20 protein-coding genes are annotated in these 24,140 nt (G+C 37.3%); 3 read left to right on the plus strand and 17 right to left on the minus strand.

Annotated features, from left to right (window positions below):
• Positions 1-27: 27 nt before the first annotated feature.
• The 14 genes from FTT83_RS04680 to FTT83_RS04745 form a co-directional block, all read right to left on the minus strand.
• Positions 28-2,073, minus strand: a complete 2,046-nt coding sequence (locus tag FTT83_RS04680; protein WP_180042783.1) for a DUF262 domain-containing protein — start codon at positions 2,071-2,073, stop codon at positions 28-30.
• Positions 2,063-3,496: a DUF262 domain-containing protein gene (locus FTT83_RS04685; RefSeq protein WP_180042784.1), complete on the minus strand. Its 1,434-nt coding sequence runs from the start codon at positions 3,494-3,496 to the stop codon at positions 2,063-2,065. The genes FTT83_RS04680 and FTT83_RS04685 overlap by 11 nt, the downstream gene beginning before the upstream one ends.
• 42 nt (positions 3,497-3,538) lie before the next feature.
• Positions 3,539-3,751, minus strand: a complete 213-nt coding sequence (locus tag FTT83_RS04690; RefSeq protein ID WP_180042785.1) for a DNA translocase FtsK — start codon at positions 3,749-3,751, stop codon at positions 3,539-3,541.
• A 21-nt stretch (positions 3,752-3,772) separates the two neighbouring features.
• On the minus strand, positions 3,773-4,534 hold the full coding sequence (locus FTT83_RS04695; protein ID WP_180042786.1) for a PP2C family serine/threonine-protein phosphatase: 762 nt from the start codon (positions 4,532-4,534) through the stop codon (positions 3,773-3,775).
• A 187-nt stretch (positions 4,535-4,721) separates the two neighbouring features.
• Positions 4,722-5,750 carry a Fic family protein gene (locus tag FTT83_RS04700; protein ID WP_180042787.1) on the minus strand — a complete coding sequence of 343 codons (1,029 nt, stop codon included), beginning with the start codon at positions 5,748-5,750 and terminating at the stop codon, positions 4,722-4,724.
• A 1-nt stretch (position 5,751) separates the two neighbouring features.
• The gene (locus tag FTT83_RS04705) at positions 5,752-8,850 is read right to left on the minus strand and encodes an HsdR family type I site-specific deoxyribonuclease (RefSeq protein WP_180042788.1); all 3,099 of its coding nucleotides are present in this window, start codon (positions 8,848-8,850) and stop codon (positions 5,752-5,754) included.
• A gap of 103 nt (positions 8,851-8,953) precedes the next feature.
• A complete protein-coding gene (locus FTT83_RS04710) occupies positions 8,954-10,258 on the minus strand; it encodes a restriction endonuclease subunit S (protein ID WP_180176302.1) in 1,305 nt (434 codons plus the stop codon).
• On the minus strand, positions 10,255-11,808 hold the full coding sequence (locus tag FTT83_RS04715) for a type I restriction-modification system subunit M (protein ID WP_180042789.1): 1,554 nt from the start codon (positions 11,806-11,808) through the stop codon (positions 10,255-10,257). Before FTT83_RS04715 ends, FTT83_RS04710 begins: the two co-directional genes overlap by 4 nt.
• 186 nt (positions 11,809-11,994) lie before the next feature.
• Entirely contained in the window at positions 11,995-12,924 is a 930-nt protein-coding gene (locus FTT83_RS04720) for a hydrolase or metal-binding protein (protein WP_180042790.1), read from the minus strand.
• A gap of 183 nt (positions 12,925-13,107) precedes the next feature.
• Positions 13,108-14,148, minus strand: coding sequence for a YqaJ viral recombinase family protein (locus FTT83_RS04725; RefSeq protein WP_180042791.1), 1,041 nt, complete (start codon positions 14,146-14,148; stop codon positions 13,108-13,110).
• Between the two features lie 156 nt (positions 14,149-14,304).
• On the minus strand, positions 14,305-15,348 hold the full coding sequence (locus FTT83_RS04730) for a DUF932 domain-containing protein (RefSeq protein ID WP_180042792.1): 1,044 nt from the start codon (positions 15,346-15,348) through the stop codon (positions 14,305-14,307).
• A 44-nt stretch (positions 15,349-15,392) separates the two neighbouring features.
• Positions 15,393-15,680, minus strand: coding sequence for a hypothetical protein (locus FTT83_RS04735; RefSeq protein ID WP_004890098.1), 288 nt, complete (start codon positions 15,678-15,680; stop codon positions 15,393-15,395).
• A gap of 133 nt (positions 15,681-15,813) precedes the next feature.
• Positions 15,814-16,302, minus strand: coding sequence for a hypothetical protein (locus FTT83_RS04740; RefSeq protein WP_004890101.1), 489 nt, complete (start codon positions 16,300-16,302; stop codon positions 15,814-15,816).
• A 70-nt stretch (positions 16,303-16,372) separates the two neighbouring features.
• Positions 16,373-17,014 (minus strand): tetratricopeptide repeat protein, encoded by a 642-nt coding sequence (locus FTT83_RS04745; RefSeq protein ID WP_017401524.1) that lies wholly within the window; start codon positions 17,012-17,014, stop codon positions 16,373-16,375.
• A 187-nt stretch (positions 17,015-17,201) separates the two neighbouring features.
• Here FTT83_RS04745 and FTT83_RS04750 point away from each other — a divergent pair, with 187 nt between their 5' ends.
• Entirely contained in the window at positions 17,202-17,921 is a 720-nt protein-coding gene (locus FTT83_RS04750) for a DUF3944 domain-containing protein (protein WP_004890105.1), read from the plus strand.
• A gap of 9 nt (positions 17,922-17,930) precedes the next feature.
• Positions 17,931-18,854 carry a hypothetical protein gene (locus tag FTT83_RS04755; RefSeq protein WP_180042793.1) on the plus strand — a complete coding sequence of 308 codons (924 nt, stop codon included), beginning with the start codon at positions 17,931-17,933 and terminating at the stop codon, positions 18,852-18,854.
• A 179-nt stretch (positions 18,855-19,033) separates the two neighbouring features.
• On the opposite strand, the gene FTT83_RS04760 is transcribed toward FTT83_RS04755, so the two are convergent.
• The gene (locus FTT83_RS04760) at positions 19,034-19,978 is read right to left on the minus strand and encodes an inovirus-type Gp2 protein (RefSeq protein WP_046023876.1); all 945 of its coding nucleotides are present in this window, start codon (positions 19,976-19,978) and stop codon (positions 19,034-19,036) included.
• A gap of 394 nt (positions 19,979-20,372) precedes the next feature.
• Positions 20,373-22,064, minus strand: coding sequence for a hypothetical protein (locus FTT83_RS04765; RefSeq protein ID WP_180042794.1), 1,692 nt, complete (start codon positions 22,062-22,064; stop codon positions 20,373-20,375).
• Positions 22,065-22,228: 164 nt separating this feature from the next.
• Between FTT83_RS04765 and FTT83_RS04770 the strand changes: the two genes are divergently transcribed.
• The gene (locus FTT83_RS04770) at positions 22,229-23,194 is read left to right on the plus strand and encodes an amino acid ABC transporter substrate-binding protein (protein ID WP_180042795.1); all 966 of its coding nucleotides are present in this window, start codon (positions 22,229-22,231) and stop codon (positions 23,192-23,194) included.
• Here FTT83_RS04770 and FTT83_RS04775 read toward each other — a convergent pair whose 3' ends face one another.
• Positions 23,195-24,076 carry a hypothetical protein gene (locus tag FTT83_RS04775; protein ID WP_180042796.1) on the minus strand — a complete coding sequence of 294 codons (882 nt, stop codon included), beginning with the start codon at positions 24,074-24,076 and terminating at the stop codon, positions 23,195-23,197.
• Positions 24,077-24,140: the final 64 nt, after the last annotated feature.

The following is a 24,140-nucleotide window of genomic DNA, read 5'->3' on the forward strand; positions in this document are numbered from 1 at the left end:
TATCAAGTGTTTCTATATACATTCATTTTAACATTGAATAGGCTCACCAACACTCATTTTACAAAAGCCTTGGTAATCTGACTCAAACAAAGCAAGCATCGCTTTCTCGTGCTTTTCGATCTGTGTTGTTCTCCAGACTTTTTCTTCTTCAAGTAATTTAAGCATCAAAAACAATTTAAGTGTATCAATTTTACCCTTGTTTATCTCATGTAAAAAATAATCACGTTTAGCACTTGGCAAGCGATTACCTATGCTTGAATTCTTACTCGAACTAATCAGGCATAAGTTACCAAATTTGTGTAAATTTGCATTATCCAGTTTATCACTCTCACCCTCAATCTGTTGTGCATAGAAATGCTCAACCGAACTCCGTTGCGTAAATTTAAAGTTTTTGATTACCTTATCATTGCTATTTTCTGCATTACAATAAATCAAGAAATCCAAATAGTTAAAGACAAAATTATTTTCAATATTGCCAAAGCTTAGTTTTGATTGATCGATTGTTAAATTAGTTTTTGCTTGAACACCATAAATCAAATCAAAATAATCAATTTGTTCTGCATTTAGATACCTCTGAAAAATAAATTTTCTCGCTAAATGTTGTAATTCATTAAAATAGTTAGACTCAGATTTATCTGTATTTTGATAAAGCCAGTACAGCGCACCATTTAACCAATACTTATAAGACAAGGTAGGGGTGGAAACATGAAATGCTGTCATCAATAGTACAATTCTTTTAGCAAGATCAGCGCTATTTCCATCAAAAGTATTCACATACGAACTATTTTTTTCATATAGTTTAAGTCTCTTTATACTCCAATCATCATGATTCGTAGAATAATCCCGCTTAATAATGTATTGATCAAATATGAATTTGCACTTAAGCAAGGTAAACATAAAACCTTTTACGCTCTCAATTACCCTTTCATACTCTTGGTTTTCTTGCCCCTTTAACAGGATATATTTTTCAAATTGATCAATAAGTTGCTTATCATCTAACGCTACTTTTTCAACACGACCTGTTTGTCTTACCCAAATTTGTAAAACTTGTAATAAGAAATTTGGAAAATTAATGATACTGTTGAATCGTTCAGGCTTTTCTTCTTTTGTATTTTTATTTTCAATAATCTCAGGCACTTTTTTTAACATTTCAGAAATGGATTGAGAATTACTTTCCAAACTAGTTTGTTCTTGTGATTCTACATTTCTTTTTACAATATCAAGTAAGCTGGAATGATTGTGAGGAATAAAATCTCCCCAATCATTTCCAAAAATCTCAACACGTTGCTTTGTTGAGAAACCAAATTGGACGTAACGCTCCATATTAGCAGTCGCGTTCCAAATGGTAGTGAATAATGCCATGCTTGATGTTTTATCGGCGTCATCACTGATTTTATTCAATACACTCATCAATTTCGCTTTTAAAATTTCATGCTTTTCTAATTGTTCACCACGGTTATTCATTACCTCAAAATAATGATTGAGATCAGTATCTTTGGGGACTGCAACTTGTGTGATGACTACATTTTCAAATAAATATTTGCAGAAACCACTCAAGCCACCTTGTTTGATGATTTTTTGAATTGCTCGTTGTAGCAACTCAAAACCCTGAACTAAATCGGCGTTATATGCGGATGATTTTAAATGTTGCAGATGATCACCTCTGAGTAAAGCCTGAAAGGTTAAAGAAGACTTTGGACGGCTTTCAAAATCAAGATTGAATTGATTAAACCAAGACATATCAAGAACACTTTTTCCTTCTTTGGATAATCGTTTCAGGCAAATCACCAACAAAGTTAAAGTGGTAAATCGTTGCTGACCGTCAATAATTTCATAGGTTCCATCTCTACGCTCATAAACAACCAGTGTTCCAATATAATATTTTTTATTTCTTTGAGTCCGCCCATGGTTTAACTGATCATGTTGCTTTTGATAATCTTGAATATCCAAAATTAACTGATCAATTTCTTTCTCACCCCAAGCATAATTACGCTGATACATCGGGATAATATAAGTTTGTTTATTCTCGAACAGGGCTTGAACCTTAAGAGCTTCGATAGATTCATTTTTCATTCTGATGTTCCTGTTTGAGATAGTTTAGTTCTTTAAATAATTCAACTAAGCCTTGAACATTGGTACTTTGCTGTTTATCTATCATCGGTAATGGCCATCCAAGTAGCTCACTTGGTGATTGAGCATACTTTAGTAAACTAAATATATTCTTTTTTAGGACATAATTATCTATCGTTGCCAATTGCACAGAATATTGACTAATGCGACAGTGATATGCCCAGATAAAAATCTTTTCAATCACCTCTGATAATCGATCTGTAGCAAATTTATCGATGTAAAAAATCAATGCAGAATCAAACAAAGTTCGCACATAGCGATCCCCATCCCTATTTCTTGCATCATATGAATTCAATGTTTTAATAATTCTATTCGCTCGATCCTGTAGTGTTGCACCAAATATAGAGATCTTCTCAGACTGATCTTGGTGATCAACCACTTTACTGATCTGTTTTTCATAGTGCTCAACCATTTCAAAAAAACGACGACCGTTAATGATCATTTGATCTAGCTGAAACGGAAAACTCATTTTATGTCGATCTATTTGCCGTTGATATTGTGCGTTATAATCATCAATAAAATAATGCGCTATGCGTAATGGTTCTGAATATGGATGATGGTCTGCTTGTCCAATATGAATACCTTTAAAAAGATACACATGATCTTTATTGAAATATCTTGCTGACTTTCCCCTTGACCAAAGACGAATACGGAAAAGATAGTTAGAGAATAGCGTTGCTAAATCGTTCGAAGGTAAGTTTTCCCAATGTGCAACAGTTTCAGCTTTTAAGTGTTGTTCCTGCGCAGAAAATTCTCGTAGATGATAGGCTTTTAAAAGATCATGTGGTTCTAAATCACGACCACGTGCGTTCTGTGAATCAAAAAATTGAAATGCTTCTGAAACATCATCTAAAATAAAAACGGCAAACTCACAGTGATTGAGCAAGAAATCAATGTTTATTTCAGAGAGTTGTAGAGAGACGATCCGTTTAGCTGCATTAAAGTTCTGATAAATATTGTAATGGCTAATATCACTATTAAATTTTTGCACATTCATAAAAACATCAATTGGCTTCGATATTTCATTCAAAGCTGTTTTCAGATCCTCTCGCTCTAAATCTAATTCTTGTTCCTGAATAACCGCCCAAACAAGCAGCATTAAAGTTAAAGTTCGTTGTTGCCCATCCACAATATCTATATTTTTAAGACCCGTATGAGTTTCATCACGATGTAATACGATAGTACCCAATCGATATGCAGATTTATCTTTATGTTCTTGTATATCATTGACGAGGATATTTAAATTTTTTTCCGTCCATTTGTAAGGACGCTGATAATCAGGAATAATCAATTGATCTAAACTTAATAGCAATTTTTTTACTGACCAAATCCCTGTTTTAAGTTGATCAACTTGATGCTGAGCCATAAAAAATTATCCTGAAATTAAAATCTTTAATTGTTAAAGTTGTTATTTCATACCTTGATGCAATTTATAGCCATACCCATAATCTAGAACAAAAGTTTTTGTAGATTCACAAATACTTTCTTCAATTAACTGATTAAGCAGTTGTTCTGCCTGAGTATGTCCAATTAAAAATTTACGTTGTAAACTCGATACCGAAACGACACCCACTTCCTCGGTGAATAATTTGGCACGTTCAAAAAGATCATCTGATTGCATAATTCCCCCATTCTCAATGAATTAAATTTTTGCTCGTACTAAGACCATGCTGACATTGTCATACGCCTGTTTTGAATCTAATGACGCTTTCATGTCGAGTAACCATGCTCGAAGCTCCATATCTACTTTTAAAGGAGGCCATTCCCTACACTCCATCACATCATGTACACCATCCGTACAGACCAACAAGGCATCATGTTGAGTTAAATATTCTTCTGTTGTTGTAAAATCCATCACTTCATGCAAGGGATCAGCACAAAAGTATTGTAATAATGCACCATAAATACTGGCATAATTTTCTCCTTCTTTTACCTCGCCATTTTCTCTTAGCTGTTCAAGATAATTGTGATCTCTCGTCAGGCAGTGCCACTTTTGATCATGCTGACTAAATAAATATACTCGGCTATCGCCAAGATGTTGAATGGTCACAAAACCTTGTCTAGCGTCATTATGAATTAATGCCAGTGTTGAACTGGCGCCAAAACTATTTTTTTGATGTGCTAATTGATCAACAAGATACTGCTGAATAGTAAATGCTTGATATGGTTCTAACTTTCTATTTTTCGTTAAACCACTTAAGACCGTATAAGCTGCTTGATCAGCTGCGGGACTATTGCTGATCCCATCCGCCACAGCAACACACCATAATTCTTTTTCAGAATGGCTATATAGTTTACTGATGAGTCCATCATGTTGAATAACTTTATTTTCAATCAATATGGCATCTTGTTGATACTTCGATCTTGCCTTCCATGTCAGACCTTGCATTTCAAAAGTACTCATCACACCGATCTCACACTTGGTAATGATTCTATTTTTATCAAACTCCAATAATACAATCAAGAAAAATAACAAGTAAATAATTGATTAATAATAAATTATTTATTTTAAAAGTTACTTTACATTTTTTGAGTCTCGTTCACGTCTAATTATAGAAGCAAAGATGTAACAAAATAATTTTTAAACTAAATCATGATTTAAGTCGATACCTTTGCTTCGGACTTTTCGGTTTATCTGGAATAGTACGTTCAATCAAGTCTGAGTCTATTGCTGGATTTAAGTAATTCTTTTGGAATGTTGCTCGATGGTTTAAACCCACCAATTGCATCAATTCCGCTAGCGTATAGTCTTCCTGTTTCATTGCTGAAATCAAACGGTGAACTTGTTCGCTCATTTCTTGAGGAGCATGTATGCCAGCTTGAGCGGTAACATGATCGCTAGCTTGAGCGGTGTCTTGATCGCTTTGTGTAGAGTCAAGGATTGCATCTAAAATCATCTGCAAAATGAATTCAATAAATGGTGCTGAATCAGTACGATCTGTACTTGCTTGCAATGCTTCGTAATAAGCTTTTTGATTTTGATAGATCAGACTTTCAACTGGGATATTGGCAAAGATTGAATTCCACCCACTCAGGATCAATGTTTGCCATAGTCTACCCATTCGGCCATTACCATCTGCAAATGGATGGATAAATTCAAACTCATAATGAAATACTGAACTTTGGATTAGTGGATGTATTTCTCTATCATTTAACCATTCTAGTAAATCAGCCATTAAACGTGGAACTTGATTGGCAGGTGGAGCCATATGCACCACTCGATCACCTGACATTACGCCCACACCACCATGACGATATTGACCGATTTCATCAATCAAGCCTGTCATTAAAATTTGGTGTGCTTGTAATAAGTCTACTTCTTGGCTTGGCTGCCATTGTTGAAATGCTTCATAGGCTTTAATGGCATTACGCACTTCCTGAACTTCTTTCGGAGGTGCAATCACAGTCTTACCATTTAGAATCGCCGTGATTTGTTCTGTACTTAACGTATTCCCTTCTATCGCAAGTGAACCTTGAATAGTACGGATACGATTGGCTTTTCTGAGTTTTAAGCTGTCCTGAATTTCCTCTAAAACAGTCAAACGCCCTATATTCTCACTGATCTGAGCAATCAGATGAATGATTTTTGAGGTGATGGTATAAGGCGGTTGGTATTTCATACTAAATTTTTCCCCCTACCCCTTTAAACTTTTCAACGAACGCTGCAATTTTTTGAAAAATGCTCTGCTTTTTGGTTAAGTATTGTGGGTTTAATGGACTCATTTTAGGCAGAATAGCATTGAGCTCAGTGCCATTATCACTGGCAAATTCCCGTTTCAGCGAGGTCGCAATATAACGTCTCGCTGCATCCTCATTCAGGTTCTCGGCGCCAATCAGTTCTTGTACTTCACGCTGTTGTTCTGCTTGAGCAAAGGTGAAGAAAGTATCAATCACGCTAGCCTTATCACCAATCTGATCTAAGTCTGTTTGATTAATAAAATCGACCAGTAGACTTTCTTTGGCACGGTTGCCTAGGTTAGCACGGATCACTCGGCGCACATCTTCAACTAACGTTGCCTTATCTTTCACCTTTTTATTGTTCTCAAAAATCAGCTCTAGAATGTAATCCAGATTGATTTCTTGTGATTTAAGCAAGTCCACTTCAAAGACCACATCATCCCAATCAATGGTCGATTTTTCTTTTTGTTCAGCCGATTTTTCCCGACGTAACCAATCACGAATATCATTATAGGTAGAACGGTAATCTTGGATTTTTCGTTCAGCTGGCATCTGAATGGTTTGCAAGGCTGACAGATCCTCATTGCTTAAGTAATGTTGGGTCTTGAATGCTTCGACTGCTGCAAGGTCATTCGTATCCACACTTTGCAAGGCTTTTAGGCTGGCGTATTCATCGTAGTTTTGCAACACATTTTCTACACGCAAGTATTCGCCAAATAATTTCGTAAAGGCTTTTTTATCTGATTCTTTAAAAATTTCATCGGGGTTAGGAAAGCGTTGTTCTAATTCTTTCACAATGTCCACAAAACCGCGCCGTGCATCACCAGTCACCACATCGGTAAAGCCTTCCATGTATTCCTTATAACTTTTTTCTAGCACCACATTCTTAGTGTTTTTATCACCAAATAAAGTAATCGCATCAATGGTCGCTTGCTCTAAATCACGGAAAGTAACAATATTGCCGAATGTTTTGGTGGCATCATAAATACGATTGGTACGCGAATAGGCCTGCATTAAACCGTGATAGCGCAGATTTTTATCTACAAATAAGGTGTTCAGCGTAGGTGCATCGAATCCGGTCAGGAACATCCCTACCACGATCAGCAAATCGATTTCTTTGGCTTTAACTTGCTTGGCAAGATCACGGTAATAATTTTGAAAACCCTTACTATCAACACTAAAGTTGGTTTTAAACAATGTGTTGTAGTCCGCAATTGCCGCATTTAAAAACTCTTTTGCGCTGCTGTTCATAGCTGAGACATCAAAACTTTCATCCTGAATATCGCCTACGGCATCTTGCTCCTCATTGGCTGCAAAGGAAAAAATAGTGGCAATCTTTAAAGGCTTGTCACTATTTTTTTGCAGGTTGTTGAGTGACTCATAATACAGCTTGGCTGCTTCTACACTACTGACGGCAAACATGGCATTAAAGCCCTTACTACTCGCTTGCAAGCGGTGAGTTTTCTGACGGAAATTATTCAGGATATACTGGCTAATCTCACGAATACGGTCGGGATGCAATAAGGCTTGTTTGTTTTCCGCGGCACTGAGTTTTTTCTCGTCCTGTTCGGTTTCGATGGTTTTAAACTGTGGGCGTACATTATTGTAGTCCACTTTAAACTTCAACACTTTCTCATCACGAATCGCATCGGTGATGACATAAGAATGCAACTCACGCCCAAATACACTGGCAGTGGTTTCAGCACTAAGGGCATTTTGTGGAAAAATAGGCGTACCCGTAAAGCCAAACTGATAGTACTTTTTAAACTTCTTCTTCAGATTTTTCTGTGCCTCACCAAACTGGCTGCGATGACATTCATCAAAAATAAACACCACTTGCTTGTTATAGATCGGCAAGTCAGATTCGCTTTTCATCAGGTTATTCAGTTTTTGGATGGTGGTGACAATGATTTTATTATCGTCTTTATCCAAGTTACGTTTTAAGCCTGTGGTACTATCCGAACCATTGACACTATCGGGCGAAAAACGTTGGTATTCTTTCATGGTCTGGTAGTCAAGGTCTTTGCGGTCTACCACAAAAAAAACCTTCTCAATAAAATCCAGCTCAGTTGCTAAACGTGCTGCTTTAAAACTGGTCAAGGTCTTGCCTGAACCCGTGGTATGCCAAATAAAACCACCACTTTCAGTATTGTTCCAGTTTTTGGCTTGATATGAACTTTGAACTTTCCACAAAATGCGCTCAGTCGCAGCAATCTGATAAGGACGCATCACTAACAAGGTATCGCTGACATCAAATACGGAGTAATGCAGCAGCACATTCAGCAAGGTATTTTTTTGGAAAAAAGTAGCCGTGAAGTCTTTCAGGTCTTTGATTAGACTGTTATCGGCCTTTGCCCAATTCATGGTGAAGTCGAAGCTATTTTTATTGCGTGTCGTCGTATTGGCAAAGTAGCGACAATCTGTTCCATTGGAAATGACAAACAGCTGTAAATATTTATAGAGCGAGTTTTCGCTATTAAAACTTTCTTTGCTGTAGCGGTGTACCTGATTAAAGGCTTCACGAATGGCGATGCCACGTTTTTTTAGCTCGATCTGTACTAAAGGCAAGCCATTCACTAAAATGGTGACATCGTAGCGGTTTGCATGACTGCCTTTTTGTTCAAACTGTTTAATCACCTGCACTTTATTACGGGCAATATTCTTTTTATCTAAAAGATAGATGTTTTGAATACGCTCATCGTCAAAGACAAAATCATGGATATAGTCATCGTGAATTTTGCGAGTTTTATCAATAATACTATCGCTCGGTCTATCCAAATAGGTTTCAACAAAACGTAACCATTCGCCGTCTGAGAAATGCGTGTTATTCAGTACTTGCAACTGCTCACGCACATTCGCAAGCATGGCTTGAGGATTATTTAAAGCAGGTAGGTATTCATAGCCTTGATTGACCAAGTCCTGAATAAACTCTCGCTCCAAATCACCTTCGCTTTGGTAGCTATCCGCAGCTTGCCATTCTTTGTTATATTTATCTAAAACAATGAAGTTGTTTAATTCAGCAATGGTTTTGTAATGAGTCATGTTGCTACCTTAAACCGAGTGCTTTACTACTCTCGGTATCCTTTATAAATTTTATCTATTTTGCCAACCAATAATCTGAATACACGTTAATGACTTATCAATATTAAGCCTCTACCTCTGGCTTAGGAAAATTCAACAGCAAATCCCTGTAATATTCATATTGCTTTTGGCGTAACTCAATTTCACGGGGTAAACCTTCGCTTAGGGAGCTGGCCAAAGCATCAAATTTGTCAAGAATAGATACTATAAGTAGTTGCTCGGCTAACGATTTATTAACATTTTTTGGATGTGGAATAGGTAATTTGACTTGTTTCAGAGCATTGGCATTAAATTGCGGTTGCCCTCCACCTGAAACTAATTTATTAGCTTGATCCCAAAATAAGTCGCTTTGTGCAAAATGCCAATAATATTTTGGATTAACGATTTTTTCATCCAAGCTCAATTTAATTAAAAATCCAGCATAAATCGCAGGATAGCCCTCCTCAAAAATCATTGTCTTTCCAAAAGTTGCACCTGTTCGAGCCATGAGCAAATCATTTTTCTTTAGCAGATATTTTTCATTTTCATCAGAAATATCAACATACTTTGGTTCATCTAATATCAATTTACCACTCGTATTTATATCTGTAATCCTAACGAAACGGACATTTCCAAAATCTTGAGCTTTCGCTGCATATCCATAAGTAAACTCACCAATATCCCCCAACGTCTTCCACTCAACCTCTATCCGCCGTCCGATCTCGTCCGAAGACGATTGTGCTTTGCCCATATCAAATATCAATAATTTACTTCTAAAATATTGATATTGTTTATTTCTTAGTTTAAGCTCCGCAGTCAGCTCCGCAGTCATAGCGGTAAATGCGTCCAAAATCCGTACAATTTCGGCTTGAATTTCAAGTGATTTTTGCGGATTTTCTGGGCATGGAATGGGGATTTGAAATTTCCTGAAACCATCCATATCTACAGAAGCAAAGCTTGACATTGTTGTGTTTTTCTTGCACCAATCTGCCAATAAAAAACAGTAGTAAAAAATAAACTTCATATCAAAGGTTTTTACATAGCTATCTTTCAGACTTAAATTGGTAAACCTTTGATTCGCCAAATATGGAACAGTAATTAAAGCATGTTCACCAATCGTTGCCGATGTTGAAATTATGATAGAATTGGCGGGAAATAATTTCCCCCCTTTTACGGCACTTTCTGAGATTTTTTGTAATGAGTCACCAAGGATTTGACCATTCTCGCGGATGTCATCCATCCTAAACCATGGAACAGAACCGTTTTCCCAAAATTCTTTTTTTGATGTCGATGGTGTATAGCCATTTTTCAAATGAAATATTTCTGAAACCGCTTTCCACTCCACCTGTGCGCCATCAAGTAGCTTTTGCATAAAATCCGTATTGCTCATGCCATTTCCTCCCCTTCAATCTCCGCTACAATCAAATCAATCTCTTTACGAAGTTGATCAATTTTAGCTACCGTGGTTTTTAGCTCGGCATTTAACTGAGTAATATCGACCTGTTCACGCGTGTCTTTGGCTTCAACATAACTGCTGACTGACAGATTGTAATCGTTGGATTTGATGGCATCAAAAGGTACAGATTGGGCAAAATGTTCTTTATTCACTTTGCTGTCAAACACCTGCATGATCTGCCCGATGTGTTCCTCGGTCAGAGTGTTGGTATTGGTTTCTTTTTTGAATAGCCCACTGGCATCAATAAACTGGGTCGTATTGTCAGTTTTATGTTTAGATATAACCAGAATCGTCACAGCGATGGTGGTGCCAAAAAACAAGTTCGGCGCAAGTGAAATCACCGTTTCGACATAATTATTATCTACCAAATACTGGCGAATTTTCTGCTCAGCACCACCTCGGTAAAAAATACCAGGGAAGCACACAATGGCTGCTCGACCCTTAGCAGATAAATAACTTAAGGCATGAAGCACAAAGGCAAAATCAGCTTTAGATTTGGGAGCGAGCACACCTGCTGGGGCAAAGCGTTCATCATTGATTAAGGTTGGGTCGTCCGAGCCAATCCACTTCACCGAATACGGTGGGTTAGAGACGATAGCATCAAATGGTTTATCATCGCCAAAGTGCGGGGCGATTAACGTATCACCTAACTGGATATTAAACTTGTCGTAGTTGATGTTATGCAAGAACATATTCATACGCGCAAGGTTGTAGGTCGTGTGATTGAGCTCTTGTCCAAAAAAACCATCTTCAATAATGTGGGCATCAAAGTGCTTTCTGGCTTGCAAAAGCAATGAACCTGAACCACAAGCAGGGTCATAAATTTTGTTGACACTGGTTTGTTTGTGCATAGCAAGCTGGGCAATCAACTTGGATACATGCTGCGGGGTAAAAAACTCCCCACCTGATTTGCCTGCATTCGCAGCGTAGTTCGAGATGAGAAACTCGTAAGCATCACCAAACAGGTCGATGTGACTGCCTTGAAAATCCCCAAAATCTAACCCTGCTACGCCCTTGAGCACAGCAGCCAAGCGGATATTTTTATCTTTGACAGTATTACCCAAACGGTTGCTCGTGGTATCAAAGTCAGCAAATAGGCCTTTAATGTCCTGCTCAGATGGGTAGCCATTGGCAGAACTTTCAATGGCAGCAAAGATAGCAGCTAAGTCAGTATTCAGACTCTCGTTATTATTCGCATTTTTAGCAATATTTCCGAACAATTGACTTGGGTAAATGAAGTAGCCCTTGGTTTTAATCGCATCGTCTTTGATATCTGTAGTAATAACTTGGTCAGAAAGTTCGGCATATTTAATGCTGTCGTCACCGCCTTCGATATAACTGGCAAAATTTTCACTAATGAAGCGATAAAACAGCGTACCCAAGACATATTGTTTAAAGTCCCAACCATCAACTGCGCCACGGACATCGTTGGCGATCTGCCAGATTTGGCGTTGCAGTGCTGCGCGTTGTTGGGTACTGGTCATTTACAAATCCTGTAAAAAAATAAGAATCAAAGTTAAAACGAATATTAACCTATAAGTTAATATTCAAATACAAGATAAATCAATAATTAGACTTGATTATCCACTTATTCATTAAGCCTCAGGCAGATATAAAAAATAAAAGGGAGCCGAAGCTCCCAAGTTTATCGATTCTGTAATTAAACAGTCTCAATTCACCACCCTAACGCTACCTTGCAAACCTTGCTGAATATCCTGCACAAATCCATCATCTTGATTAAACTTAGGCTTGGTCTTGGCTCTCGATTCAGGCTGTACTTGTTCAACTTCAGAATTTTCATTCGCATAAAACTCCTCCATTACATTTACACCTTCCTCTATATCCATCTCAAACTGTGCATTGGCAAAACCACGCCGTGCCATCTGATCAAGCGCACTTTGATTAAACCCTGCTGCTTTACTTTGCTGATCAATCTCCTTGGCTGTTTGAATCGCATCCTGTAAATGAATCCCATCTCTGAGTGTTAAATCCACGTAATACACAGGTGTACGATAGCTTTGCGTAGTACTCTTTCCCCTTAAGGTGAGTTGCAATGGTAGACATGACAGCAGACCATTCGATGCAGCATGGTAATAACTGAGTCGTGCAGCTAATGTGCGGATACTGTTAAAGCCAGTGGTTCTAAAGATAAATGTTCCCAGTTCATCCGACTCATCTAAATTAACATGCAGTCGACCATAGGGCTTGCAATTGCCTCCTTGAGCTAAAGGACATAAATCAGGTGAGGGACAGGGATGCTGCTCAACGCCTTGATTGGTGAGTCGCTGACAGGTTTCACCATTGCCTACACAGACAGGCCGTCCTGTTTGACGGTCAAACAAGGTGTACTCAGCCCTTAGATTCAGCTCAGGATCATTGAAGATCATCCGTACTGGAATGGTACGGAGTTTTTGATTCGGTGCTTTACTGCGTAATTGCTCATCGAGAGGATGTTTGATCCACCCATCCTTGCTTTGAATTTGACTGGTAATGGTAAATTGGTCGTCCTTTTCTGGCAGACGTTTACCGTTCTTTTCAACGACTTTACCAATACTGATACGTCCAAGGATCGGTGGTGTAATCGCTAAGCCTTTAATCATAATAGTTTTCCTCTAAATAAAATTCTACTGTTAACCCTTTGTTATATAAGCAAATACAAAACCGTTTAAAGATCAGATGAAATGCAAAGACCGCCATTATTAGTCCACCGCTCCTTCGGGAGTCGGTGGATCGGGGTGGTTTTTTGCGCTTTTGGGAAGATTGGAAATATCGACACGATGGATTCAGTCATCGGTATAGATCTGAAAACGTCGTGTCCCTGCTTTACTTTGTGGAAACTGCTCAAGCATTTCAGGATGAAGTTTGAGTAAGGCTTTACTGTCTAAACTGATTGAATCTCTGGATTTCTTCCACGTCACCGAACCATTGGCAAAGGTTGCTCGTTCAGCATCCCTCATCAACATCTGGATTTGATGCTTAGTTTCATCAAAGTTGTTTTGATGCTGTTCAATGTGATGCTTTTCTTGAATCAGTTGAGCAAACAATTGATTGGCTTGTTCGTTATGACTCAAGTCTTCAACAGTCAACGGAATATGTTGTGGATAAAGCTGCTGTATGGCTTTAGCTGCCGATTCACTGGCATCCACATCAGGTGGTGTGTCTTTTTCCACACACTCCCAGAAGTAACGTTCTGCATTGATGATATGTTTGATCACAGATTCAGAGCGCGTCACTTTGAAGATTTTGGTTTCATGTCCACAAATCAGCACACAAACATGTGCTGCTCGTTTACCTGTCACTGCTAATTGATGTTGTACCTGACACAATACATATAAAGGCACGCCATCTCGCCAAAGTTTTGCGCCGTACTCACCTGCTGTTTTGCATTCCAGAATTTGGACTTCATTGCTACCAACAACGGAGTAGTCTAAGTTAGCCAGCATAAAATGCTTATCCTCATCAGGATGTTGTAGTACGGCATTGATACGACGGACTTTGTTGTTGGTATGCATGCTGTAGTATTCAGCGACCAAAGGTTCAAGTTGTTTGCCCCAATATAAAGGGGCATGACCTGTGCTTTCATCTTCAATCGATTGTTTGACTCGTCCTGTCTTGATCATCCAAAGTTCCAACATCGACATATAGGGATTCAATCCACAGGCTGTTGCACAATCACTACCGCCAATGCCTTGTCGTCTGACTTCAAGCCAGTCAGATTGAGTCATATTTTTGGTATTGACCAAGCGTTTTGCAGTAAACAATTTTGGGGCAATAAAGGGTTTACTGGCTTGTTGAATGGATGGGTTTAATATTGCTGTATTCATATCTTGCTTCCTCATTTTTATATGGGTGATGGCAAATAAAGGGCATAAAAAAACCACACCCGAAGATGTGGTTTAATTATTTTTAAAATGTAAATTTGGCTTTAAAATCTAAAGGATAGGTCTAACTTTCCATTGCAAGAAACTCAAATTTCTACGCTATAAAACCATACGCAAAGCCTGTTCGAGTCCACGTTGCTTGATCGCTGCTCCTGCACCAAACCAAGCTGAATCGAGTCGATGATCTGTACTCATAGCACGTCGTTCATGATCAATAAATTCTGTAATTGAACACAGTAATCCATAAGCCGTTCCTTTAGCTGAACTCAACTCTGCACCACGTCCCTGACCATTAAACATGTCCATTGCTTTAGTCATCGCCTTGGCATTAGGTTCAGCTTTTTCCTTGGTATTTGCATGTGCTGCCTGAGTTGCAACATCACGGTAGAACTGAATAATATTGTCCTCCTGATCTGCCACACTCATGCTGGTGTTGTTGAACACCGCATCAAAGAAAGCAGCTGCTTCTCCTTGGGTGACTTTACGCTGACTGAGTTGTTTCATCTCGTACATATGTTCATCCCATGCACGTACTGATACACCCAATTGTTGCTTGACCTTATCCGCATCAAACTTGGTGCTATGCGGAACCTTCACTACACCTGCACTACTGTTCTGACCACGTAAAGCAATCGCCAAAGTGTTGTTGCAGACGACACGGATGGAAGTAAATTGTGCTGTTGTCGCCAGTGTTCCATCACATGCAGTTGCAAGAAGAATATAGCCATTACTGACATCCTTTCCTTTTAGTGCTGAACTTTGTCCTGTCCGTGCCAGCGCCCAGAATTTCTTGCCACCTTTAAGCACGCCTGCGGTTTCCAATTCAAAGCCTGATTGTTCAGTTAGATCACGATAGAACTCTAAGATCTCACGAGGTTGGACTTCCTGAAAACGTTGACTGACCACTGACAAAGGTGCATGGGTATCAGAACGGTACAGTACACGCTGTTCTTCATACGGCATGATGATGCTTTGCCCACGTTCATTCTGTGCCATATAACTGACATTGGATGACTCGATACGCCAGTCCATGCCTGCCTGCTGTGCCCAGATTTCAATCGGTTGGTTTTGACTTAGTTGATTCCCTAGTCCATGCCAAGGGGTTTCACCGACATAAGCCATTTGTTCAAGTTGATGTGCCATAGTTTTATTCCTTTTTAAAATAATGCTAAAAATTGGATCTATTTTTAATTCAGATATTGAGTGGGGAACTTTTGGTAGCAGTTATGACAGAAGCACAAACTTTGCTGTGGAGGTGTGCTTTGTTCTGTAAAAGAATTAAACAAACCACCGAGTACAGTTCCTGCAATTCCTCCAACGATGGGAGGCAAATTCAAAGACTTCGCAACAGTTGTGCCTAAGGCACCTAATGCTGCGGGTGATGCAAGATTTGATAATGTTGAATTTGCTTGTTGTATGTTTGCTTCAACAATCATGATTTCGGTTGAATGACAAAAGGGGCAATTCAAGCTCATGACTCGACTCCTAAATTCAGGGCATAAAAAAGCCTGTACGATGACAGGCTTTAATTTCATATTTTCATGTGTACTCGAAAGAGCTTCATGATTCTCATTAGGATGTTATGTATCTGAAATAATTTGGAGTCATTTAATTCCAAGTATCTTTTAATTCAGTATGTCTACAATTAATACATTCCACTACAATCTTAGACCCTTGCGTGCCTCTTCTTATAAAGCTGTGGTGCTTGCCATTTTTACGTTCTGTATGACAACGAGCACATTTTTCAACATTATTACAATAACCATCTACCCCTTTAGAATTCCAATGCTCGTGCACTGTAACTGTTTCAACGGCATCACAATACTCACACTTTAAACGCTTTTCACATGAACGATTGCTATGATATTTGGCATCCGATTTGCTTGGAAACTTATGTTTTTGTTTAATAATTAGCTGATTACACTTATCACAAGTATATTCCATATAACATTGAGGCTGCCCTTCAACATGCTGAGGTTTACCTGAATGCACACCCACTTTGCATCCAACATTTGAAGCTGTTTCTTTAATTGCTGCCCAACTTTCTGATTCAGCAATTTTATTAGCTGATTCTTTAACTTTATCCCAAAATCCCATACGATTCCCCCTGTGGTTAATTAAATATTAATTTATATAAACTTATATCTTAAATGAGTTTATTGAAAATTTATAAATTGCCTTCAGCATATAGCAAACCTAATTCAATATTGGCTTGTTCTTCACCCTGAGCCGCAGCTTTTTTAAATAGTGAAGCTGCGATTTCATAGTTTTTAGGTACACCGACACCAAACTTAAAAATCATACCTAAATGTAGCTGCCCTTTAGCATCTCCATCTTCGGCAGCCTCCCCAAAATACTTTGCAGCTAGTTTAGGATCTTTATCAAAGAATATACCCTTAGCATACATAAGACCTAATTCAACTTTTGCTTCGCTATAACCATGATCAGCTGCTTCTATTAACAAAGCTGCTGCAATGTCACAATCTTCATCTACCCCTAATCCATATAAAAATAGTTTTGCCAATTCAATGTTTGCTTCTATATATCCTTGCTGTACGGCTTGATTAAAATAATATCCAGCTTCCTCAAAATCCTGATCAATACCTTGCCCGTAACGGTTCATTAAACCATACATATATTGTGCTTCAGCATGCCCCCCGGTAGCTGCCTCTGCAAACATAGATGCAGCTGTTTCACTATCTTCTTCTACACCCTCTCCAACTAGAAAGCATTGCCCCAATGTAAAAAGTGCCTCTATATCACCATTTTGAGCTTTATTAAATAAACTCATCAAATCATCTCTATCCATCTTTTCAACTATGCTTTTTCTAATTCAATCCTTTTGAATATTACATTAATTTTAATAATTTTTTAATGATACACTTAAATTAAATTTCTAATATTATTAGTATGGTAGATCAATTTTATCGCCTAAATTAAAAAACTGCCCACCCTAATAGCTTTACTTAAATTTTGTAATAAAGAGAACACTTCATATGGCAACAGAAGCAAAATTTCGCGAAGATCCTGATCTAGCATTTCTACAATATTGTGATTTTCAAGATCTTAAGTTATTGTCAAATACTCTAATCGCTGATAGTGAAGGTACAGAACAATGGACAGGGGGGCTAAAAAGCACACTTGTTAAAAACATGAGCATGTACTCAACTGAAGACGATTTATATAAAAATAGCTGGAAAGCAATTGCTGCTGAAATTCAACTATTTGGCGGAGATACAGTAGTCAACCTTGTCAGAGGAAAAGGGGTTGTATATCGTGAACTACTAGAAGATGTTGCAAAAAAAACAGGTGTAGATTTCCATAAAGATACTTCTGATATCAGTCTTCTTGAAGAAAAAGTACTAAGAACCCTTTTTGGTCGAATCACTCAACTTAATGAGCTGGACTTCATTAATAAAAAATTGAAAGAAAAAGGATACTTAGGACTAACCTCAATTAAAGAAAGCCCTCTTAAAACGATTAAAAATAGTCTTGGAGGTGGAACCGCTTCAGGTACAGCTGGTGGACTTTTAGCTGGATTAAATATGGCTAAAAATTTTATTAAGGTAAATCCATTCGTTGCAGCCGCAACATTACCTCTAACTGCAAAAGATATTACGGCTCCAGCTTATCGCGTCACAATACCTGCTGCTTGTATTGTTGCGATGATGAGGATTAAGCATGAAGAAAATAAAAATAACTACAATGAGTTCTAAGGTATCAGCATGATAGATAAATTATTTAGTTACGACATTGAAAAATTTTCAAAAGAGCTTTTAGAAGCTATAGCAAATGACCAGGTGATTTTTAGAGATGGTGTTGCCTACTGGAAAAAGGGGCTCGAACATGTAGGCATTATTCAACATATTCCTTTAAAAGAAGTCAGTTCTGTAGGTGTTGAAACTTTTGTTCAAGGATTAGGCTCTTTGCAATCAACATTGCAAACCACAATTGTTGCAGCTCAAGCTATTTCTACTGCGACGTTAATGGTAGCAATGGTAATCCAAACTCAAATTTTAAGTAAAAAAATTGAGGCTGTAAAACAGTGCGTCTTGAAGGTTTCTCAGGATATCAGAGAACAAAACATTTTATTTTATACAGACAAAACGAGCGAGTATTTAGCTTTATTACAGACTTTTAAACTATTACTAGACAACAGAACCCCACTTACAGATGTTAATCAGTTAGCCAATAATACTTTGTCATCCTCTATACAGCTTAAAAACCATTTAATCTCCTTTATTGGAAACCTACTAAGTTTAGTACAAACCCAAAAACTTAGTTCACAGCAACATGTTGAGCTAATTATGCAATTTATCCAACAAATGATGGAAATATTACCTATTGGAATGCATCTAGAATTTATTCTTTCACATCGCCTAAATCAAAATGAGTTTTCTCAAATTTTGATTGAAGATAGCCATCGCCAATATTTAGGCTTGATGAGTCAGTACCGCAATTATCTCAATGAGATTAACAATGGTCTGAAAGAGTTTCGGATAAAGCAAGATCAAGTTCCATTTTTTGAGAAAATCAGACTACCTGCAAAAAACTTGTTCCAATATTCAATTCATGTAGAGTTACTTGAAAAGCCTGCGAAAGAAAGAATCACTTATATGAAATTACAAACTAGCTTGATTAAGACTTAAAAAAATTTTGAGCTATAGTAGCTCCACCGTTTTCCATTTACTCAGATACCCTTGTGATCAGGTACTTGAAGCTGAAATGATTACAGATCAAGGCAATGTAAATTTATCATTTTAATCTCAAACCCGACCCTATAGAGAACACTGCTGATAGTTGTGTTCTCTATTGAAAAGTCAATAATTTATAAACCTCTTCGATTTTTTGAATCGACTACCCCTCTGCCAAAGCTACGCATATTCGACTTGTCTTTCACCCTTGGGTGTTGCTGCTCTTTTTCGCCATTCACCAAATAAGGGACAATATAATTAAGAAAGTTATAGACTTCACTGGCATTGTTACGATGAATCATACCAATCCCTAAAGTCCCCATCGCTTCATAGATCGCCATATAGTCGGAATGGTTACAGTTAAAAATATAACCATATCCGTGTGTAATCTGCTTCCAGCACTCACCTACCCACTGCCCCATTTCAAAACCACATTGATGCATATTTCCATCGTACATAAGCAAAAGATGGCAATGGTAGCCCTTACTAACCCCATGCTCTAATGCCCATGCATAACCATATAACCCACTAAAACAAGTATCTTGATCGGCTATACGCCGTAGCAATGTTTCTAGCGCTTTATTGAACACTTGGATGTTGTATAAGGCTTGATATTCTTTCTTAATAGATAAATCCACTCGAACCACCAGTGTTCTCGCATAATGATGAATGAGTGTGGATGTATAATCAAAAAGGCTATGCTGATTCTCTAATTCACGTTGTTGAAAATCAATCAGTTGCTGTTTTACACAGCCTGATAATGATTGGATATAAGTCAGAATATGCCAGACTGTCATATCATCAAAACAGACTATACAATCATGGTCTGCCTGTGGCATTAGACTGAGTGTGCGATCAACGATGTTCACAACCTCAATGAATATCTGCACTGTATTACAATAGAAAAAATTAGCGTTATAGATTGGCTTAAATGACTTAACTAATTTTTGTAGGTCTATCATCAGGTTTTCAAGATATAGATCATAACTACCTAAGCAAACTTCTTGAATGAAATGATCTACTCCTGCCAGTACTTCTGATTCATGGTAAAGCTGATCATATTGAATATTCTGGTACATTTGGATTCTCTCTCGAAACATAAGGTTCATATCTAAGAGAGAGATGTAAAATTTTACTGATCTTGATTCTGTAGCAGGATGTTGTAGTCATCCTGCTTAGCTGAATAGGTTCATAGACGTTGGAACATACTATAGGGTTAGTTCTGAATATTTTAACACTGTGTCATTGATACATGATGTATAGCCCATTTGAGTATGGGCTATACCGAGCTAAGTGAATCACAGTACTCACCTAACTAGATAAGATATTGTTTATGTTTAATATATTATCTATATATTACTTATAGTTAATAATATATATTACCTGTTAAGCAAGTCCTTCTGATCTAACGATTGCACCATAGTCCCATACAACGATAACAACCAAAATATGGGAATGTTGCAGAAGCTAAAGTTACGCCTTAGTTTTGATCTTATTTCTAGAAATAGCAAAATGATCTAAAGCTAGGCAGTTCTCAGGCAGCAAGCCAAAATCCTGTAGTTCTTTGAGGCTCGGTTGAATAGATTCACTAAAAAAATGATTACGCCTTTCATCTTGCAAAATTTCTTGCTCAGATACAAATGCAAGGTTTTCATCTAAAGTAATTTTGGTAAATTGATTCGAGACTTGACTTGGAAATGGCATAAAAATACAAATATATTGTGTTTGCTTCGCATGACGAGGAACAATACAAAATTGACTGAATTGTTCTTTTAAGCCTAAATACGTTAAAAATGGATAAAGCTGATTCTTCGCGATCAAGGTCATCATCAGACCTAACATTGATAAAAGATTACTGTTACTCAGAGCAATACGATCAGATGTTTCAGATGGATCATCTTCAGCAAATTTCAACAAAGTATTCAATTGCAATCGACCTGCCATTTTTTTCAAATCATGTAAATCTACAGAATCTCCACCTGTAGATAATGCCTGAGCTCTAGACAGATCATTGTAAATCTGGGCACACCATTGTTCTAAATGGCACTGAAGAAATCCTAATAAAGAAATTACCCCATTCAAATGTGTCTTTGAATTTTTTTGTGGGAAAAACTCAATTAAATCTCTAAGCCATTGACTGCTATCATGATCATTTGGCATCTCAAGAAAAAGTGACAACAGATGTATTATAAATCGATATTCAAACCGTTCATGTTCAGGTATTGAAGAATCCTCCTTAACCATCTCAATCGTCAATCCCTTTGTAGCAGCGATCAAGTCTGGCATTCTTGTGAAAAGGTTTACAAAAACCTGATAAGCATCGTTAATCGTTAAAATCCTTGTTAACGTAGCTTTTTTGCTCTCTAAAAATTGCAATAAACCTGCAACCTGCTGCACCTCAAAGGAGTGTGGCTCTGGATATTGAATTATGAGATACCGTCCATAAGTTGCTTTTTCCTGCCAGATTTCATGTGATAAATTCAGCATATAAAATGGATTAGACACTCTTATAATTTTACTGGAAAGCACACCATCAACTCGTATTCTAATCACACCATGAATTTCTAGCATTTTGATGCATCTAAAAATGGCATCTTTAGACATACCTGTTTTGTGCTTTATTTTGTGGATTCCGCACTCATTGATAACTCCAAATTGATTACTATTTCTAACCAATACCATGAGCACTAAAGCAGACTTAAAATCTAAGATCCCCGACAATCTAGATGACGTATGTTGCAAATGATGCATATAAAAATCATCTAGTCTGTTTTCAACGAGATGTTGAAAAAGCCCTATAAGAGGAAAATTATCTGCTCTTGCTGTTTGATGAAACCACTTTTCTAGTGTCAGTGGTTTAATTTTTTTTGCATTCATACAACCTAAGAATAGGTCGTAATCGATATAACTCTTTTTGTCAGAAGTTAGCCCATCTACTCCTTGGATTAAAATTCCATGGTCTACCAACTCAGCAATACATTCCTTAATTTTTTTTTCATTGATATGAAATATCTTCGCCATATTTTTTATGGATGCAATGGCGTCTCCTATTCTGAACTCAGCTATGAGTTTAAGCAGTAGCCACCTTGCTTGAGGACTTAAAGAGATCGGTGAATAGTCATGAATCAGCAAAAATAGTGAGACCTTAGATTTAGATAAATTCACTCTATTCCCCCATTTTTATCCAAAGCTATAGGCACTAAAGGCGACTAGAAAGCAAAAGGCACTACTATTAATATTCGGATTAATATTAACTTAATATTTTAGTTAACATTTATATAATACTAAGTTAATATTTAGCAAGTTATTAATTCCATAAAGATAAAAATATGGCAAGACCCTACGAACAACTTTCTATCTGGATTCAAGATGATCGCGAGCTTAAAGAAAAATTCATCAGAAACAATGCAGAAAAATGGAAATTAAAATATCCCTACGAATTTTATATCTCAAGTGCACAACAAAATAATCTAGGTCCATCTGCTGAAGTAGCTACGCTAAAATCAAAGGAAATACTGACCGTTTCAAAACAGGTCTATGAGCTCATTCGTAAAAAATTTAGAGAGTTTAAGTACCAAAAAAATCACAAATCAAAGGGTCATTTGCAAGCAAGAATAAGTACGGATACCAAATCAAAATTAGAAAACATCAAAAGAAAGCTAGAACGTGGCAACACTTCCATAACGCTTGAGCATGTGATTAAAAATTTTGATGAAGACACATTTAAGCTAAAATTGAAGGTTGAAGACTTACAAGAACAACTTAAAAAGGCAAAAAATGATGAAGCATTACTTAACAAAAAATCAGAAGAGAAGTTAAAAATGCAACAAGCTTATGACAAGAAAATTCAAGAATATTTATTCAATCAATGGATTTTTACTACACTAAAATTAAAAATTCTTGATCAACATATTTCAACTCAAGATGATATTGATCGCATCTACGAGTCTTTTGATAAAATTGAAAAAGAAGCAGCACAAGCTGAAATCATTACTGAACTAAAATATAGACTTGAAGATGAAATACTCAACATTAAAGCTTCTTTAAAACCAGCCTCTGATGAAGTAATCCCACTTAATGTAAGTACTAGTCCAATCTTTCATGAAAATACCATTACACCGATTAAACCTTCAGGTTATACAAAAGGTTTGTCAACTCCCCATGAATGCCCTGTCTCTGAGAATCCACCTGAAGAGCACTCTGATACTGAATACCCCACCATAAAAACTAATGCTGAATATTTACATTTACGTGAAGAGCAATGGAATCCATTAAAAAGAAATACTAAGAATTAATTAAAGTATTATTTCCGACAGGATCGTAGGCTGGGTTCGGAGCTCATGGATAATAGTTTCGGCAATGTACCCACCACTGTATGGCATTTTATACCCGAACTTTTCCATCTCTTTAGACGGATATTCTGCCTTAAGTATCTGATTAAGGTTTTTAAGTTCTAGCTGTAATTTTTCTATTTTTTTCGCTATTGATGCTGGCTTTCTTCGCACACTATTTGACTCAGCTTTAGCATGCGTCACTAACTGCTTACTCTGCTGCTCCAATTCCCTGAGCAATTTTTGCTTACGCACAAGTTCAGACTGGAGCCATTCAACATCGTAAACTTCAAAAGCTTTGACCAAATCATCAAGCACAAAATTAACTGCTTGATTCAGGCTCTTCCATTTGCCACGACTCGCCACTTTCTGCCGTAAAATACGATATAGAATTTCACGTCTTGGGTATAAATGTTTTTCATAGCGAGCTTTAACAGCAAGGATTGCCTTTGCACTTCGGGCAAGCTTAATATTTTGGATAAATTCCACCCCACCCAAAACCTGTACGTAGGTAATTAAAATATCTGAATATTTCCTTTGAAACATTTTTACAGGCAAATGGTTCGCCTCAACCCTTAATGTATTAAGCTGTGTTAAAAGCTCAGCAAGCTGTGATGGCTTAAAAGGAATAGTTTCTCCCATCATTTCTTGACGAAAAGCCATGAGCTCACTGACTGCAAAATCATTCTGCTGCATTCTTTTTATGATTTTTTCTTTTTTATCTATGTATGATTGATTCTCCGTTGCTATTGACTCATCATCCAATTCACACTGATAGGAGTAGCAAAAGTTTAACCATATGTCCTGCTCAAGCAGCTCTAAGCTTGATAATTCTTTATCATTCATAATTTTCTAAAATACAGATGATTAGATAGCATAATACTACTATATTTTTAGATGCGCGTACTGC

This window comes from Acinetobacter sp. YH01018 (genome assembly GCF_013420295.1).
In the GTDB taxonomy this organism is placed as follows: Bacteria; Pseudomonadota; Gammaproteobacteria; order Pseudomonadales; family Moraxellaceae; genus Acinetobacter.